Here is a 17,712-nt window from a genome sequence, read left to right as displayed (position 1 = left end):
TACACAGGAGCTATTCCAAACAGTGTGACCCAGAGTCATTCAGAAAATTAAATCAGCCATGCCTGGAGAATACCAGGCTGACATTGGAGCCACCAAAGCCGAAGCTGTTACTCATCACTCGACTCAGAGGTGTCTCCTGGCGTTCGAGCACAATCGGCCAGTCACCCACGCCCGGATCAAGGTTTTCAACATTCGCAGAGGCCGCTATGAAACCTTCATTGAGCATGATAATACTGTAGATAGCCTCATGGACTCCGGCCGCCCCCAGCGAGTGCCCGGTCAGGGATTTGGTGGAACTGAATCTCGGAAAGTCTGAACCGAACACCCTGGCCACCGCCTCCAACTCCACAATATCGCCAGCTGGCGTGCTGGTACCGTGCGTGTTCAGATAATCGATAGGCGCATTGACGGTTTCCATCGCCAACGCCATGGCACGTGCCGCCCCATCACCGGATGGAGCAACCATGTCATAACCGTCCGAAGCGGTACCATAACCTACCAGTTCAGCCAGAATAGGGGCGCCTCGACGAAGTGCATGCTCGCGCTCCTCCAGCACCACCACACCACCGCCGCCCGCGATAACAAAACCGTCCCGGTCAGCATCATATGGACGACTGGCCTTGTCTGGCTGATCATTAGAGCGGGTGGAAAAAGCGCCCATGGCATCGAACAGACAGCTCTGACTCCAATGTTCCGCCTCCCCTCCACCGGCAAAAATAATATCCTGCTTACCCCACTGAATCAGCTCCATGCCGTAACCGATACAGTGTGCGCTTGTGGAGCAGGCCGAGGTCATCGTCGCGTTCATCCCCTTGATCCCGAACGAGGTGGATAAACAGGCCGAGACCGTACTGCCCATGGTGGACGTAACACGATAAGGGCCTACACGGCGGATCCCCTTTGAACGCAAGATATCTGCCGCCTCGACTATATCCATGGTGGAGGCGCCACCTGAACCCATCAACAGACCGGTTCGGGGATGGCTGATCAGCGCTTCGGTCAGGCCGGATTGGGCGATGGCCTCCTCCATGGCGACATATCCAAAAGCGGCTGCATCACCCATGAAACGGTAGAGTTTTCGTGGTATCCGCTCTTCACAATTCAGGTTCTGTATTGAGCCGGCTACATGACAGCGCAGTCCTTGCTCTCGATAAGACTCCTGAAGTCGGATACCTGAAGTACCGTTTTTCAATGACGCCGTCACTTCTGACAGTTGATTGCCAATGCTCGAAACAATGCCCATACCCGTAATGACGACTCTTCGCATATCCTGCCTCTTTAATTCCCGCCCAGACTGTCGCCTTGGCGAGTGTATGAAACCTGTTCAGTCAGTTATGATTAAAGATAACCATAAAGTCTCTTTAGGAGACTGATAAGATATCCCAAGCACTCACTTTGTTCAAGTACAGCAGGCCGTTATGAAACGCACCGATTTTTCTGATATGCATTGCTCCATCGCTCAAGCCCTGAATATTGTTGGTGAGTGGTGGACGCTGCTGATTCTTCGCGATGTATTCATCGGTAATCATCGCTTCAGCGGACTTCTGGACAGCCTCGGCATCTCCAGAAAAGTCCTGACCGACAGGCTGGAAACCCTGGTCGCAGAGGGGATACTCAAACAGGTTCCATACGACACGGGAAACCGCTTCGAATACCACCTGACCCAAAAGGGATATGAACTCGGGCCTGTCTTGCTGACGCTGATCGCGTGGGGAGACAAGTGGGTATTCAAGAACCAACCACCCATCGAGTTGACTCACAAAGCCTGCAACCAGATCACCAGCCCTCAGGTTGTCTGCTCTGAGTGCGGTGAGCCGGTTAGTTTCCGGGATCTGATTGGCGAACCAAGCAGGCATATGCCCGAAGATGCCCAGCAGCGCTGGAAAAAATTAAAGGAAGATCACACGTCTTGAACCTTGCCAAAGGCACCGGACAGGTTTTTCAAAGTGCCCTGATGTACACTACTGCGCTTTCACATTTTGAGGATTAACTGGCTATGCTGCCGGCCCTGAGTCTGTCAATGCTGGCCCTGGTGGTTGTGGCGATCATCATCGATCTGCTGATCGGCGACCCTGACTGGCTGCCCCATCCCGTCGTACTGATGGGCAGGGTTATCAGTTCACTGGAACGGCGATTGAACCGAGGCACAGCCATCACTCGACGTCGACGCGGTTTTCTGCTGCCACTGATACTGGTGGGTGGTACCTATCTGCTGGTACTGGGTTTGCTGTCTGTGCTGTATCACCTGCATCTCTGGCTCGGTCTGCTGGCCGAGGTGTTGCTGCTGGCCTCAGCGCTGGCCATCAAGGGGTTGAAAGATGCAGCCCTTCAGGTGGCAGAGCCTCTGAGCCGAGGTGATCTGGTGCAGGCCAGACGTTCACTGGCACGCATAGTCGGGCGTGACACGGAGCAACTGGATGAAGCCGAGATCACCCGCGGCACCGTCGAGACGTTGGCAGAAAACACTGTCGATGGCATCACCGCCCCGCTCTTCTGGGCACTGATCGGCGGTGCACCGCTGGCGCTGGCCTACAAGGCGGTGAATACGCTGGATTCAATGGTGGGTTACCGTAACGAGCGCTTCAACGATTTTGGTTATGCTTCGGCTAAACTGGATGATCTGGCAAACTGGATTCCTGCACGACTGACCGCTTTGTGCCTCTGGTGCTGTGGGCTATTGTTTCCAGGCTGCCACACTCGCGAGGCCTGGCAAGGCACTCTCAGGGATGCGCCCCTGCACCCGAGCCCGAACGCAGGCTGGCCTGAGGCGATGATGGCATATCTGCTGGGAGTACGACTCGGAGGCACCAACTACTATCAGGGAGTCGCCTCGGAACGCAACCTGATGGGGGAGGCTCTGGGCCCACTGCGGGAAGTGCACATCCATCGTGCTATTTTCTTGATGCATGGGGCCTGGCTGGTGTTTCTGTTGCTGATAGCCATCGGCATACTACTCATGGCAGGTTCAGGATGGATGGGGCAGGTGTAGTTTGGAGGAAGAGAGAGTGGAGGAAGAGAGCGTGGATGAAGAGAGCGTGGATAGAATCAGTTTGCCGACAGACCTTCAGCCCTTCTGGCCCTCACATGGCGGGCAGCGGAACGCACTGTTGGCACACTTTGGCCTGCCCGACACTCACCCATTGCTGGATTTCAGCACCAACCTGAACCCGCTGGGACCACCAAAATGGGTTGCCGCACAGTTGGCGAGTCTGAGTGCTGGGCTGGCACTCTACCCCGACCCGACCTACATAAATGCCCGACGTGCCATCGCCGACTGTGAAGGAGTCTCGCCGGATCAGGTCTGTCTGACCAATGGCGGCAGTGAGGCGATCTTTCTGGCAGCCTCGCTGTTTGCCGGCCAGAAAGCCGCGATCCTGCAACCCGCCTTCGGTGAGTACGCCCGCGCCTGCGACCACTACCGGATCGCCATCACCCAGTTGCCGCTGCAGCAACCGGCTTTTTTACCGGATGAATCGCTGATCCGTGATGCAATCCGGCAGCGGGATCTGATCCTGATAGCGCGTCCCAACAACCCCACAGCCACACTGATCCCGGCTGAAACCATCAGCCGCTGGCTGGTACTGGCTGAGCAGTCTCACTGCACGCTGATCATTGATGAAGCCTTCATCGACTTCTGCGAGCCAGGCGAACCGAGTCTGGTCGAGCATCTACAGCAGCCCCCTTTACATCAGTCCTGTCTTCATCAGTCCCGGCACCTGATCCTGCTGCGTTCGATGACCAAACTCTATACCCTGCCGGGGTTGAGGCTGGGATATATCCTCGCCCATGCCGATCTGATCCAGCGGCTACTCGCCCGGCAGATGCCCTGGAGCGTGAATTACCTGGCAGCTGAACTGGTCGCGCCGCTGCTGGCGGATCGGCCCTTTCTGCAGGCAACCGCTCACTGGCTCAGGACAGAATCCGACTGGCTACTGCCACAACTGCTCGCGCTCGGTTACCGGATACCCACACCAGCCGCCAACTTTTTCCTGCTGCAGGATGCCAACCCTCCTGCTGAAGAGCAACCCAGTGCTGATGCACTGTTTCGCCACCTGCTGCAGCAGGGAATTCTGGCACGACATACCCACAACTTCACAGGTCTGAACGGAGAGTGGCTGCGACTGGCGATCCGCTCACGTGAGGAGAACCGATCTCTGCTCGCGGCATTGCAGAGCTGGCGGGAGCAGAATCGGTGAGAGAGAGCATGCTGACCTTTATCTCGGGCGGTGTCCGTTCCGGCAAAAGTGCGCTGGCTGAAACACTGGCCTGCCAGAACCAGCAGCGCAAAGGGGGTAACCTCTATTATCTGGCCACTGCCGCCCCGGCCGATGGCGAAATGGGCGCACGTATCCGCCATCATCAGCAGACACGCGGCCCACACTGGATCACACTGGAAGAACCCATTCAACTGACCCGAGCACTGCAACAGGTCGAACCGAACAGCACGCTGCTCCTCGACTGCCTGACCCTCTGGAGCAGCCAGGTGATGTTCAGCAGTTCGTTAAATGAAGCACAAGGCCTATCCCTGCTTGATGATTTTGTGCAACAGTCTGAGCGGATGCAGGTGGATCTGCTGCTGGTATCCAATGATCTGAATGAGGAACTGCCCCCCACCGATTCGCAAGTGCGCGCCTGGCTGATCTTTCAGCAACTGATACATCAGCGTATGGTGCAGCGGGCAGACCGCGCCATTCAGATGCTCGCTGGTATTGCACTGGAGTGGAAACCTTCGAGTCCGAAAAGGGAGAGTGATCCATGCAACTGATTATCGGCGGCAGTTACAGTGGCAAGCGTGCTTTTGCGCGACAGCAGTCAGATGCGCTGATCTGGCACTCGGCCTATCAGGGAGACTCTCTGGAGAGCTGGCACACACGCGTATTGCCCAATCATCAGCTGGTACTCGAGGGCTGGGAATGCTGGCTCCGGGATCTACTCTCTGCAGCAGATGAACCCGATCTGACGACCCTACGTCAAACCCTGCAGCATGAACTGCGCGCCCTGCAGCAGGCAGAAATGGAACAGGGCGTGGCGGTCTGCCTGATCCTGCTGGAGATCGGACGTGGTATCGTCCCGATCGATGCCCACGACCGCCAACTGCGGGATCTCAACGGCTGGCTAAGCCAGGATGCCGCCAGGCTCTGCGATCAGATCCACTACCTCTGGCATGGTCTGGCGCGGGCGATTAAAGACTGAACCTTATCTACTGTTGTATGCTGACCTGGAAATATACGCAAGACCACCTGTTAACAGACTATTCCGTTAACAGGGATTTGCGTTAATCAGTCCTCCTTGAGGTCCATCCCATGCAGTGGTACCCTTCGCTTCTTCACAGGTTCCCAGGACGTGCGTCCGGGATTAATAGGGAAGTCGGCTCATATCCGACGCTGCCCCCGCAACGGTGTTCAAGTCAAGACAGGTCCTACGCCACTGTACTCAGGTATGGGAAGGCGATCTGTCGAAAAGCATGCTTTTCGCTTGTCAGCCCGGAGACCTGCCCGTGATGTTGTGCCTGATTGCGGAGGGCGATCACTGGACTGGGCCAGACACGTCTGTTGTTATCCCTATTCCTGATCTCCTTCCCGACAGCTTTCCTTAATGTCAGCCGTGCGGGTGTGCATGGTGTGAATGAGATCCGTCCCGATGAACAAGTCCGTTTTTAACGCAAAGCATCTGCCCATGCTCTGCCTGTCTGCCTTACCGTTATCTGCTGTCGCACACGACCATGACGCGCCACTGGACGCTGACTTACGCTTCAATCCCATAGTGGTTACAGCTACGCTTGCTCCACGCACCGCTGATGACTCACTTGCCTCTGTTACGGTGATCGACCAGGAACAGATTCGGCAGCAACAGCCTCGTGATCTGATCGACCTGGTTAAAGGCCAGCCCGGGGTGGATTTCAGCTCCAACGGTGGCTTCGGTAAAACCACCAGTGTTTACACCCGTGGTGCGGCCGGTGACTCCACGCTGCTGCTGGTGGACGGTATCCGTCTGCAAACCGCAACCTCCGGCGGCGCTTCCTGGCAGTTTCTGACACCGGGATTGTTTGAGCGCTTCGAGATCGTGCGCGGTCCGCGTGGCAGCCTCTATGGTGCCGATGCTTCCGGCGGGGTCATTCAGGGCTTTCTGCCCGACGGTCAGGGCAAACCGCGTGTAGATCTGGCCCTCGGTGGCGGTTCATTTAATTCGAAACAGGCGACTGCCGGTTTCTCAGGTCGTCAGGATAATACTCGCTTCAACCTTGTCGCCAACCACTTCCGTACCGATGGTATCGAGATCCGTGATGGACAAGGTCGCCGAGGCTATGACAACACCACCGGACTGGCTCGCCTGGGCCACACTTTTGACAATGGTGCTGATATCAGCGGCCTGATCATGAGCAGTCGCGGCAATACCGAGTTTGTCGGTGGCGAAACTGACTTCCGCCTGCAGGTTGCTGGCTTAACCGCCAGCCTGCCGGTCAATGAACACTGGGTCTCACGCGTACAGCTCAGCGAAGCACGTGACGAAAACACCAGTTACCAGACCTCGCGCTCCAACTTTGATACCAAAAGCCAGCGCCTGCGCTGGGAGAACAACGTCTGGGCAGGACAGCATGAGCTGATCGGTGGTATCGAGCTGGTACAGGACAAGGTCAATACCTCCAGCTACGGCTCGCTCAGCCGTGACAACCATGCGCTGTTTGGGCAGGGGCTGTTCCACTTCAATCCGGTCAGCCTGCAGTTGAGCCTGCGTTACGACGACAACGAAGTCTATGGCGATGAAGTGACAGGCGGTATTGCAATCGGGTATGACCTGGATCAGCAGCACACGCTACGTGCCAGCTACGGCACGGCTTTCCGTGCTCCAAGCTTCAACGACCTGTACTGGCCGGGCAGTGGCAATTTGGATCTGAACCCGGAAACCTCCAACACCTTTGAACTGGGTGCCCGCGGGCAGTATGAAACCCTGTTCTGGGATCTGGCGATCTATGAAGCCAACTACAAAAACCTGATCAACTGGGCACCGACACCCAGCGGACTCTTCTCACCTCAGAACATCGACCGTGCACGCGTGCGTGGCATTGAGCTTGCCGCCGGTACACAGATCCAGAACTGGACTCTGCGCGCCGCACTGACCGGCCTTGACCCGATCGATCGTGCCGACAACACCCGCCTGCAGCGCCGTACCACCAAAAGCGCTCGCCTGGATGCCGACACCCGCATGAATGACTGGACCTTCGGCGCCACGGTCATTACTCAGGGCAGCCGCTACAATGCACGTCGCAACCGTGACAAAATGCCGGGCTATGGTCTGCTCAACCTGCGAGCAGGATGGGAGTTTGCCAGAAACTGGTCTGCGGTTGTCACCCTCGACAATGTGCTGGACAAGGAATATGTCACGACCCGTGGCTTCGGTGGCTGGGACTACAAAAACCCCGGTCGCAGCGGCTTCCTGACCCTGCGCTATACTGGCCTGTAATCTGAGGCCCTAGCCTCGAAGTGTATCCCGATGACCTTGGGATGCCGCAGGGATGCGGCATTTAAGCCTACAGGGACGTATTCACGGCGTCTCACCCAAGGTCATCAGGATAAAGTAATCAGCAAGAGAACCGATACAGATGCCACACCTGCGACAGCTATGTTCCGCCGCCCTGCTCCTGACCGGGTTGATCCCCTTCGCCTGGGCAGACGCTTTGTGTGTGCTGGATGACAAGGGTCGTCAGGTGTGTCTCGATCAACCGGCTCAGCGTATCGCGGCCCTGTCACCCGGTGCCACGGAGCTGGTCTATGCTGCCGGGGCCGGTGATCAGGTGGTGGCGGTGGTCGCCTACAGTGATTATCCCCCTGAAGCCCGTCAGGTCACCTCGGTGGGCAGCCATACCCGGGTGGATATGGAAACCCTGATCGCGCTGCAGCCGGATCTGGTGATCGGCTGGGTAACCGGCAATCCGGTTGAGCAGACTGAACGGCTTGAGGAGTTGGGTCTGCCCATCTTCTATCTGGAACCACGTACCTTTGAGGATGTATCGACCGCGATAGAGCGTATGGCGCATCTGGCCGGAACTGATACTGACGGCCTGGCCGTCGCCGAGGATTTTCGTCAGGGTATCGATACTCTGCGCCAGCGCTATCAGGACAGTTCACCAATCAGCGTTTTCTATCAGGTGTGGAAGGAACCACTGATGACGGTTAATGGCGATCATCTGATCCATCAGGTCATTGAGCTGTGTGGCGGTGAGAATGTGTTTGCCGACCTGCCCCGCCTGATTCCCCGCATTGATGTAGAGTCAGTGCTGACTGCCAATCCGGAAGCGATTCTGGCCGGTGGCATGGGTGAAGAGAATAAAGAGTGGTTAACCGACTGGACTCACTACAGCAGCCTGCAGGCAACGCAGCAGAGCAATCTGTTCTTTATCCCGCCCTCTCTGATACAAAGGCCCACGCCACGCATGCTGGCGGGCGCGCAGCTGTTCTGCGAGAAGCTGGAGATAGCACGTGCACGACGCTGAGCCCTCAAACCACTCAGCGGCACCACGGCCTGGGCATACCTCCTTTTCAAGACAGATCGGTATTCCCCTGCTGACACTGTCACTGGCAGCCCTGATGGCGATGATCTTCTCTATCGCGCATGGCAGCTCCAGCATTCCACTCCAGGATGTGATCGCCGTTTTCACCGGCCAGGGCAGTGACCTGCAGCGCACCCTGATTCTGGAGCTTCGCCTGCCACGCACACTCTCTGCCTTCGCCACAGGCGGACTGCTGGCGCTGGCCGGTGCGCTGATGCAGATACTGCTGCGTAACCCGCTCGCAGATCCCTATATTCTGGGGATATCCGGCGGTGCAGCTGTCGGCGCGCTGACAGCGATGCTGGCCGGTCTCGGCGGTTTTTTGATTTCAGGTTCGGCACTGATCGGTGCCCTGTCAGCCACTCTGCTGGTGTTTGGTCTGGCCCATGGCACCGGCAGTTGGACGCCGTCACGGCTGTTGCTGACCGGCGTGGTCGTCGCCTCCGGCTGGGGCGCCGTGATCACCCTGATGCTGGCGTTGAGTCCCCCGCAACGCCTGCCCGGCATGCTCTACTGGTTGATGGGCGATCTCTCCTACGCCAGAACGCCCTGGCCTGCGTTGATCATATTACTGATGGTCTGTCTGGTGCTGACACCCTTCGGGCGTAGTCTCAATGTGCTCGCACGAGGGCCACTGCAGGCGGCTGCGCTGGGAGTTGCCGTGAAGCCGATGGAGGCGCTGATCTATATTCTGGCCAGTCTGCTCACAGCAGTAGCTGTCACCACCGCCGGCAGTGTCGGTTTTGTTGGTTTGATCGTGCCACATATGTTGCGCCTGATGCTGGGCAATGATCAGCGCCTGATCTTACCCGCCTGCGTGCTGGCAGGCGGCACACTGCTGACCCTTGCGGATACGCTGGCACGTACAATCATCGCGCCGGAACAACTGCCCGTGGGTGTGCTGACCGCCCTGCTCGGTGTGCCTACCTTCCTCTTCCTGCTGTACAGGAGTCGATGATGAGCTGCCTTGAGCTGAAGGATCTGATCATTGATGTTCCAGCGCGTGCTGATGGCAGAGCCATTAGCCTGAGTGTGGAACCGGGGCAGGTATGGGGAGTACTGGGCCCGAATGGTGCTGGCAAAACCACGCTGTTGCATACACTGGCAGGGCTTCGTCCACCTCGCTCCGGGCAGATACTACTCAATGATGAACCTCTGGCATCGTTGAAACGGCGGGCCATTGCTCAGCATCTGGGGCTGGTGTTTCAGGAGCGTCAGGATGGTTTCCCGGCCACCGTGCGCGAAACCGCCTTGATCGGACGCCATCCGTTTCTGTCTGCCTGGCAGATGGAGGGAGCCGAGGATATCAACCAGGCGGAAGCCGCCCTTGCAGCACTGGATGTCGCGCATCTGGGTGATCGACTGGTCAGTACCCTGTCGGGTGGTGAGCGCCAGCGTGTAGCCATCGCCACACTGCTGACACAAGCGCCCGAGATCTGGCTCGCAGATGAGCCAACCAATCATCTGGATCTGCACCATCAGGTCGCGGTACTCGAACTGCTGTCGCGCCAGGCCGCGGCTGGCAAGGCGGTATTCATGTGCCTGCATGACCTGAACCTTGCCGCCCGCTGGTGTGACCGGATTCTGCTGCTCTACCCGGATGGAGAGGCCTGCTGGGGCGACACCCGGAGCATGCTGATCCCCTCTGCACTGGAAAAACTCTATAACCAGCGCCTGATCACCACAATGATTGATGGCACACCCATTTTCATCCCCGCACGAGACTGAAGGATCGCCATGTCTTCCATTACTGCCACAGCATCCGCTGCACTGATCACTGCCCCTGGCTCAGGACAGGGAAAATCCATGGTGACAGCGGCGCTAGCCCGACTGCACCGCAACGCCGGGCTCAAGGTGCGCGTGTTCAAACACGGGCCTGATTATCTCGACCCGATGCTGCAGGAGCTGGCATCCGGCCAACCTGTGTATCAGTTGCACCCCTGGATGACCGGTGAGGCCGAGTGTCGCTGGCGTCTGGCCGAGGCGGCACAGGATGCTGATCTGATTCTGGTGGAAGGCTCCATGGGGCTGTTTGATGGCTGCCCATCCAGTGCCGATCTGGCAATTCTCGCCGGAATCCCGGCCCTGCCGGTGATCGATGCCTGGGGTATGGCACAGACATTTGCCGCCGTGGCGCAGGGGTTGGCACACTTTCACCCCGAGCTGCAGATACATGAAGTCATTGCCAATCGTGTCGGCAGTCCTCGTCATACCGAGATACTGCGATCTGCAATGCCAGAAGGTATTCAGTTGCTCGGCGCCGTGCCTCGCCATGATGCGATGATGATGCCCGATCGCCATCTTGGCCTGGTGCAGGCGACCGAACTGACCGGACTGGATGAACAACTGGACCAGGCCGCCGAAGTCTTGAGAGCAGCCGGGCTCGATCGACTACCAACACGCGTGACGCTCAGTGCCGAACGCCCGACGCCTCCACCACGCCTGCTCGAAGGCTGGCGTATTGCAGTGGCACAGGATGCTGCTTTCGCCTTTATCTATCGTGCCAATCTTGATCTGTTGCAGGCGATGGGCGCCGAGTTGCTGTTCTTTTCACCACTTACAGATACTCAGTTACCCGCCGCTGATGCGCTGTGGTTGCCCGGTGGTTATCCAGAGCTGCATGGCGCTACGCTGGCGCAGAACCTGTCGATGATCGCATCGATTCAGGCCCATCATCAGGCAGGCAAACCGATTCTGGCCGAGTGTGGCGGATTGATGGCGAGCTGTGAAACCCTCGTTGACCGCGAGGAGCAAAGCTATCCGCTGTTTAACCTGCTCAAAGGCAGCGCCAGAATGCAGCAAAGATTACAGGCGATCGGTCTGCAGTCGGTACATACCGATAAAGGCGAGCTGCGGGGGCACACCTACCACCACTCCCGCCTCGAAACCACAGAAACACCGATCACTCGCGCCCGCATCCTGGCCGGTACCGAAGCGGAACCCGTGTATCGTGTCGGCTCCCTGATCGCCAGCTACTTCCATGGTTACTTCCCATCTGCTCCGGAGCTGGTGGCCGACCTGTTCACAGCTCAGACCTTCACACCATCAAATAAACAATGCGAGGTACAAGATGCAGGATAAAACACGCGATCCCGAACGCCACGCACGCCGCATGGAGCGCAAACAGGCATTCATGCGCCAGCGCATAGAAGAGGCGCAGAACGAACAGGGGGTACTGCTGGTGCTGACTGGCCCGGGCAAGGGCAAGAGCAGCTCCGGTTTCGGTATGCTGGCCCGCGCACTGGGGCATGATATGAAAGTCGGTGTTGTGCAGTTCATCAAGGGCGCCTTCCAGACTGGCGAAGAGGCATTCTTCCGCCGACAGCCCGGCGTAACCTACCATGTGATGGGTGAAGGCTACACCTGGGAAACGAAAGATCTGCAACGCGATATCGCCGCCGCTGAAGCGGCCTGGGCGATCACCCGCGACATGCTGCAGGATCCGAGCTATGACCTGATTCTGCTTGATGAGCTGAATATCGCACTGCGCTATGAATATCTGGATCTTGATCAGGTACTGGATGATCTGCAGGCCCGCCCGGCGCATCAGCATGTCGTGGTGACTGGCCGTAATGCACCGCAGCTTTTGATCGACCTGGCCGATACCGTGACCGAGATGAAGGTGATCAAACACGCCTTCAAGGATCAGGGGATCAAGGCGCAGAAAGGGATCGAGCTGTAAGTTATGACCACATTGATGATCCAGGGCACCACCTCAGATGCCGGCAAGAGTACGGTGGTCGCGGCGCTGTGTCGCTGGCTGGCCCGCCGCGGCGTGTCAGTGGCACCCTTCAAGCCGCAGAACATGGCGCTGAACAGTGCCGTGACGATCGACGGCGGCGAGATCGGTCGCTCCACCGCACTGCAGGCGCTGGCCTGTGGACTTCCGCCACACAGCGACATGAACCCGATTCTGCTCAAACCTCAGAGTGATCGCGGGGCGCAGGTGATCGTGCGCGGGCAGGTGTACGGCAATATGGATGCGATCGATTATCATCAGTTCAAAACCCATGCCCGCACAGAGATGCTGGACGCCTGGCAGGCTCTGAGCCAACGCCATCAGATCATCATCGCCGAAGGCGCCGGCAGCCCGGCCGAGATCAATCTGCGAGATCGCGATATTGCAAACATGGGCTTTGCTGAAGCGATCGACTGCCCGGTACTGCTGGTCGGTGATATCGATCGCGGCGGCGTCTTTGCACAACTGGTTGGCACGCTGGCATTGCTGTCAGAATCTGAACAGGCGCGCACGCGCGGTTTTATCATCAACCGCTTCCGTGGCGATCCGGCACTGCTGACCTCGGGCCTTGAGTGGCTGACGGCCCGTACCGGCAAACCGGTACTCGGCGTTCTACCCTATCTGCAGGGACTGCTGCTGGATGCCGAGGACAGTGTCGCCGATGCCGGTGAGCATGAAGCAGGTGCGCTGAAGATCGTGATTCCCCGCCTGCCCCGCATGAGCAATCATAATGACTTTGATCCACTGCGCCTGCACCCCGGCGTGGAGCTGAGCTTTGTCGGGCAGGATGAAACGATCTCGGCGGCGGATGTGATCCTGTTGCCAGGGAGCAAGAACACGCGTCAGGATCTGGCCTGGCTGCAGCAACAGGGCTGGCCCGATGTGATTCAGCGCCATCTGCGCTATGGTGGCAAAGTGATGGGAATCTGTGGCGGTTTCCAGATGCTCGGCCAGACGATCCACGACCCACTGGGTGTCGAGGGTGAACCTGGTAGCAGTCAGGGCCTGGGGCTGCTGGATATGACGACCAAGCTGATGCAGAAAAAGACGCTGCGCCATATCAGCGGCACTTTGCAGTTACCGGGCGCCGGCTCTGATTCAAACGCTGACTCAAGCCCTGACTCAGCCTCTTACTCTGCAACCGAGTCAGGCATGGCTTTCAGCGGCTACGAGATCCACAACGGCCACAGTGAGGGCAGCGCCCTGAATCGCTGTCTGACTCACTGCCCTCCTCGTAGTCTGACTGACGAAACAGATCAGAGAGATGGCGCCATCAGCACTGATGGTCAGATCATCGGCACCTATATGCACGGCATCTTTGATCAAGCCGAGGCCTGCTCTGCCCTGCTCGGCTTTCTGGGCGAGGGCCATCCAGGCCAGAGGTTGCAGACCCGGGTCGACTATCAGCAACACCGTGAGGCCTCACTGGATCGGCTGGCCGATATGCTGGATGCGCATCTGGATACCGACTGGCTGCTCAGACTGCTGAAGCTTTAGGCTGATAGGTTACGAGTGGCCTGAATCGGCGATTCTAGTGCTGGTAGCGCGCTTCGATCAGCAGATTTCTCGGCGACAACTCGCGGGCACAGAAGGTCTGCAATTTGACCTGGTAACCTGCTTCCTGCAGAAACAGCACATAGTCCAGCACTAGCCAGAGCTCTAATGGACGGCGAAATTGATGTCGCAAGAGCTCATCCCGTAGGACCTGCGCATAGCGCTGCTCACCCTGATGTAGCCAGGCGGGCCAATCAACCTGTGAAGGTAAGGTTCCAGCATGCTGACTTGCTGCCCAATGACAAAACGCTGGAAAGCCATGTTGCAGCTGCTTGACCGAGCTGGAGGGTAAAGGACGGTAGGTGTCATCCTGAGCCAGCGACTGCCGAAGTGCTTCATACCCCAGGCGCCAGACATTCAGTTGTTCGCGCTGCTCCGTCACACGTGCTGGAGCCGTGACTGTTTCCTGCACAGCCAGACGCATCTGGGCTTGAGTCAGGCCATGCAGGGCCGATTGCCGTGTCACTTTGGCCAGGGGTTGCCAATGGGTATCAGCGGTCAAGTGGTAGCAGCAAGGGACCAGGCTGATCCGAGTCTGGCGTGCCATGGCTGCCTGATACAGCAGATGGCGATGCAGATCACCACAGGCATGCAGTGCCACCAGATGGGGCGTATCAGGCCAGTGAGTTGTCTTCGCCTGTAGTTGCAGCACATCCTGCTGTTGCAGGGTCACTTTCGTCTGATGCGGGCAGTGGCTCGCCTGAATCAACTGCTCTCCTCGATCCACCAGTTCTGGATTCCACTCCAACCCTGTCACCGGCTGACCACTGGCGGCAGCCAGCGTACGCGCCAGATGCCCCATACCCGAACACCAGTCCGTTATCGGTTGCGACAAAGGCTGTAAACAGCCTGTCAGCACACCCGCCTGTATGCGTTTACGTTCAGGCATATGGGGTGCCTGTGCTTCGGTCAGCACCCAGGCCGACGTCTGAGCTGCCGACTCATCCGTCGAAAATCCTTCCAGCAAACTCGCACGCTGGGATAACGCCGGCAACCAGTCGATCAACCAGTCTGTTATCGCTGCTTCATCGCGCTGCAACTCGGCATAGTCTTCCGCTGACAAACCCTGTAATGCACGGTAAAGCTCAGGATATTGAACCGCCCAGTCGGGTTGAGGTGTATAAAAGGGAACGGGCTGCCAGAAGGCAGCATGCTCACTGAGCCAGGAATCCAGGGCTTGCCAACGATTGAACATGGGTGTGATGCCTTAAAATCAGAGTTTCCTCGATTGCGGCATAATACCATCAGACAGTCAGATACTGCTTAACCAGTTGATCATCCAGTCTGTCCATTTCACCCTGTGCCACCTTGCGCCCACGGTCCAGGATGCAGAAGTGATCACCCACTTTGCGCGCAAATGGTAGTTTCTGCTCCACCAGCAGCACCGTCAGCCCCATCTCCCGGTTCAGGCGGCGAATGATATCGCCGATCTCCTGCACCACATTGGGCTGTATCCCCTCGGTCGGCTCATCCAGAATCAGCAGCTGCGGATTGACCACCAGGGCGCGACCGATCGCCAGTTGCTGCTGTTGCCCACCGGACAGATCCCCGCCCCGCCGGTGCATCATCTGCGCCAGCACCGGGAACAGCTCGAAGATATAGTCCGGAATACGGCGCTGCCCACGCGGCAGCACCGGCAGCCCGACCTGCAGATTCTCCTCTACCGTCAGCAGTGGAAAGATCTGGCGCCCCTGTGGGACATAGCCGATGCCCATGCGCGGCCGCTGCTCCACTGATTCTTTCAGCAGTTCCTGTCCCTGAAGCTGAATCGAGCCGGAGCGCACCTTCTGATGCCCCATGATACATTGCAGCAACGTGGTCTTACCTACGCCATTACGCCCCATCAGCACGGTACAGGCCTTCTCGGGGATGGTCAGATCCAGATCCCACAGGGTATGACTTTCACCGTAGAACTGGTTGAGTCCGGTTATGCTCAGCATCATTTATTCTCCCACTTATTCGCCAAGATAGACCTCAATGACCCTGCGATCATTCTGCACCTGCTCCATACTGCCCTCAGCCAGCACACTGCCCTGATGCAGCACGGTGACGGTACGATCACGACCTGCCAACTGGCGCACAAAGTCCATATCATGTTCCACCACCACGACAGAGTGGCGCCCTGCCAACGAAATCAGCAGCTCGGCAGTGCGATCCATCTCCTGATGGGTCATGCCAGCAACCGGCTCATCTACCAGCAGCAGTCGCGGTTGCTGCATCAGCAGCATGCCGATCTCCAGCCACTGTTTCTGGCCGTGCGACAGACTACCGGCCCGACTCTCGCGTTGCTCCTGCAGAGCGATCAGGGTCAGTACCTCTTCGATACGATCGCGTTGCTCGCCATCCAGCTTTGCCCGCAACACCGAGAAGACAGCGCGCGGTGAAGGCATCGACAGCTCCAGATTCTCCCAGACACTGAGAAACTCGAATACGGTCGGTTTCTGAAACTTGCGCCCGATACCTGCCTGCGCAATCGCCGGCTCATCCAAATCCAGCAGATTGATGGTCTGACCAAACCAGGCCGATCCGCTGTCGGGTCGGGTCTTGCCGGTGATGATATCCATCATTGTGGTCTTGCCTGCACCGTTGGGCCCGATGATGCAGCGCAGCTCACCATCGCGCACATAGAGGTTCAGGTCATTAATGGCCTGAAAGCCATCGAAACTGACCGACAACCCCTCCAGATAGAGCAGAATCTGCTTATCCACATTCAGCGCCGGTTGTTCGGCCGGGCGCAGAAAGGAGAACACCTGATCGCGGTTTTTAACTTCCTCAAGCAGCGACTGACTCATACCGCCTCCTTACGACGCAGCAGGCCTGTCACACCGCGGGGCAGCAGCAAGGTGACCAGAATAAAGATCGCACCGAGGGCAAACAGCCACACCTCCGGCAGCTCGGTGGTAAACCAGGTTTTGGCATAGTTGATCAACAGCGCACCGACCACAGCACCATACAGCGTTGCACGGCCACCAACAGCCACCCAGACCACCACTTCGATCGAGTTCAACGGCGAAAACTCATTCGGGTTGATGATACCGACCTGAGGCACATAGAGCGCACCCGCGACACCCGCCATCATCGCCGACAGAGTAAACACCCAGAGCTTGACGTTTTCGACCCGATAACCGAGAAAACGCGCCCGCGACTCGGCATCCCGCACCGCGACACAGACTCTGCCGAGTCGGCTCTGGATAATATAGCGACTGAGCAGATAACCCAGCATCAGCGCCACAGCCGAAGCGATAAACAACCCCAGACGTGTTTCACGCGACTGCAGACTGAAACCGAGAATATCCTTGAAATCGGTCAGGCCGTTATTGCCGCCAAAGCCCATCTCATTACGGAAGAAGGCCAGCATCAGAGCAAAAGTCAGCGCTTGTGTGATGATCGACAGATACACCCCGGACACTCGCGAACGGAATGCCAGTGCACCGAATACGAATGCCAGCACGCCCGGCACCAGCATCACCATGATCACGGTGAACCAGAAGCTGTCAAATCCCAGCCAGTACCAGGGCAGGCTGTCATAGCTCAGAAACACCATGAAATCAGGCAGTTCAGGATGGCCATAGACACCCCGTTCGCCAATCTGGCGCATCAGGTACATCCCCATCACATACCCACCCAGCGCAAAGAATGCGCCATGACCCAGGGTCAGGATACCAAGATAGCCCCACACCAGATCCACCGACAGCGCCAGCAAGGCCAGGGTCAGATACTTGCCCAGCAGTGCCACGGTATAGGTGGGGATATGCAACGGATGATCGGATGGCAGGCCATTCAACAAGGGCACTGCGATGATCGCCAGCAGCAGCATCGCCAGCAGTATCTGGCCGCCGCGGTCTTCACGAATCAGCTTCCACAGCATCTT

Annotated in this window: 17 protein-coding genes and 1 riboswitch; of the genes, 12 read left to right on the top strand and 5 right to left on the bottom strand. The window is 57.9% G+C overall.

Annotated features, from left to right (window positions below):
- Positions 1-52: 52 nt before the first annotated feature.
- A complete protein-coding gene (gene fabB / locus F7R27_RS01610) occupies positions 53-1,267 on the bottom strand; it encodes a beta-ketoacyl-ACP synthase I (protein WP_151702468.1) in 1,215 nt (404 codons plus the stop codon).
- A 151-nt stretch (positions 1,268-1,418) separates the two neighbouring features.
- Here fabB and F7R27_RS01605 point away from each other — a divergent pair, with 151 nt between their 5' ends.
- The 12 genes from F7R27_RS01605 to F7R27_RS01550 all read left to right on the top strand — a co-directional run bounded on the left by F7R27_RS01605 (position 1,419) and on the right by F7R27_RS01550 (position 13,784).
- Positions 1,419-1,913, top strand: a complete 495-nt coding sequence (locus F7R27_RS01605; protein ID WP_151702467.1) for a winged helix-turn-helix transcriptional regulator — start codon at positions 1,419-1,421, stop codon at positions 1,911-1,913.
- 83 nt (positions 1,914-1,996) lie between these two features.
- On the top strand, positions 1,997-2,989 hold the full coding sequence (gene cbiB, locus F7R27_RS01600; protein WP_151702466.1) for an adenosylcobinamide-phosphate synthase CbiB: 993 nt from the start codon (positions 1,997-1,999) through the stop codon (positions 2,987-2,989).
- A 16-nt stretch (positions 2,990-3,005) separates the two neighbouring features.
- Positions 3,006-4,196 (top strand): pyridoxal phosphate-dependent aminotransferase, encoded by a 1,191-nt coding sequence (locus F7R27_RS01595; protein ID WP_240776165.1) that lies wholly within the window; start codon positions 3,006-3,008, stop codon positions 4,194-4,196.
- The gene (locus F7R27_RS01590) at positions 4,193-4,765 is read left to right on the top strand and encodes a bifunctional adenosylcobinamide kinase/adenosylcobinamide-phosphate guanylyltransferase (protein WP_240776163.1); all 573 of its coding nucleotides are present in this window, start codon (positions 4,193-4,195) and stop codon (positions 4,763-4,765) included. Before F7R27_RS01595 ends, F7R27_RS01590 begins: the two co-directional genes overlap by 4 nt.
- Positions 4,756-5,193: a bifunctional adenosylcobinamide kinase/adenosylcobinamide-phosphate guanylyltransferase gene (locus F7R27_RS01585; protein ID WP_151702465.1), complete on the top strand. Its 438-nt coding sequence runs from the start codon at positions 4,756-4,758 to the stop codon at positions 5,191-5,193. The genes F7R27_RS01590 and F7R27_RS01585 overlap by 10 nt, the downstream gene beginning before the upstream one ends.
- A 120-nt stretch (positions 5,194-5,313) precedes the next feature.
- A riboswitch (cobalamin riboswitch) is annotated at positions 5,314-5,513 on the top strand.
- A 127-nt stretch (positions 5,514-5,640) separates the two neighbouring features.
- Positions 5,641-7,461: a TonB-dependent receptor domain-containing protein gene (locus F7R27_RS01580; RefSeq protein ID WP_240776162.1), complete on the top strand. Its 1,821-nt coding sequence runs from the start codon at positions 5,641-5,643 to the stop codon at positions 7,459-7,461.
- Between the two features lie 139 nt (positions 7,462-7,600).
- On the top strand, positions 7,601-8,491 hold the full coding sequence (locus F7R27_RS01575; RefSeq protein WP_206060338.1) for a cobalamin-binding protein: 891 nt from the start codon (positions 7,601-7,603) through the stop codon (positions 8,489-8,491).
- A gap of 94 nt (positions 8,492-8,585) precedes the next feature.
- A complete protein-coding gene (locus F7R27_RS01570) occupies positions 8,586-9,506 on the top strand; it encodes a FecCD family ABC transporter permease (RefSeq protein ID WP_151702711.1) in 921 nt (306 codons plus the stop codon).
- A complete protein-coding gene (locus F7R27_RS01565) occupies positions 9,506-10,276 on the top strand; it encodes an ABC transporter ATP-binding protein (RefSeq protein WP_151702463.1) in 771 nt (256 codons plus the stop codon). Before F7R27_RS01570 ends, F7R27_RS01565 begins: the two co-directional genes overlap by 1 nt.
- 9 nt (positions 10,277-10,285) lie before the next feature.
- Positions 10,286-11,629 carry a cobyrinic acid a,c-diamide synthase CobB gene (locus F7R27_RS01560; protein WP_151702462.1) on the top strand — a complete coding sequence of 448 codons (1,344 nt, stop codon included), beginning with the start codon at positions 10,286-10,288 and terminating at the stop codon, positions 11,627-11,629.
- Entirely contained in the window at positions 11,619-12,230 is a 612-nt protein-coding gene (cobO, locus tag F7R27_RS01555) for a cob(I)yrinic acid a,c-diamide adenosyltransferase (protein ID WP_151702461.1), read from the top strand. Before F7R27_RS01560 ends, cobO begins: the two co-directional genes overlap by 11 nt.
- 3 nt (positions 12,231-12,233) lie before the next feature.
- Entirely contained in the window at positions 12,234-13,784 is a 1,551-nt protein-coding gene (locus tag F7R27_RS01550) for a cobyric acid synthase (protein WP_151702460.1), read from the top strand.
- Between the two features lie 34 nt (positions 13,785-13,818).
- Here the strand turns inward: F7R27_RS01550 and F7R27_RS01545 are convergent, their stop codons facing one another.
- Genes F7R27_RS01545 through urtC form a run of 4 tightly spaced genes read right to left on the bottom strand, consistent with a single transcriptional unit; the run spans position 13,819 to position 17,709 of the window.
- Positions 13,819-15,036 carry a methyltransferase gene (locus F7R27_RS01545; RefSeq protein ID WP_151702459.1) on the bottom strand — a complete coding sequence of 406 codons (1,218 nt, stop codon included), beginning with the start codon at positions 15,034-15,036 and terminating at the stop codon, positions 13,819-13,821.
- A 49-nt stretch (positions 15,037-15,085) separates the two neighbouring features.
- Positions 15,086-15,781, bottom strand: coding sequence for an urea ABC transporter ATP-binding subunit UrtE (gene urtE, locus F7R27_RS01540; RefSeq protein ID WP_151702710.1), 696 nt, complete (start codon positions 15,779-15,781; stop codon positions 15,086-15,088).
- A 15-nt stretch (positions 15,782-15,796) separates the two neighbouring features.
- Positions 15,797-16,633 carry an urea ABC transporter ATP-binding protein UrtD gene (gene urtD, locus F7R27_RS01535; protein WP_151702458.1) on the bottom strand — a complete coding sequence of 279 codons (837 nt, stop codon included), beginning with the start codon at positions 16,631-16,633 and terminating at the stop codon, positions 15,797-15,799.
- Positions 16,630-17,709, bottom strand: a complete 1,080-nt coding sequence (gene urtC, locus F7R27_RS01530; RefSeq protein ID WP_151702457.1) for an urea ABC transporter permease subunit UrtC — start codon at positions 17,707-17,709, stop codon at positions 16,630-16,632. The genes urtD and urtC overlap by 4 nt, the downstream gene beginning before the upstream one ends.
- Positions 17,710-17,712: the final 3 nt, after the last annotated feature.

Source organism: Nitrincola alkalilacustris, assembly GCF_008973755.1.
In the GTDB taxonomy this organism is placed as follows: Bacteria; Pseudomonadota; Gammaproteobacteria; order Pseudomonadales; family Balneatricaceae; genus Nitrincola; species Nitrincola alkalilacustris.
Note: the sequence above shows the minus strand (reverse complement) of the source record. Positions and strands in the feature narration are given on the sequence as shown.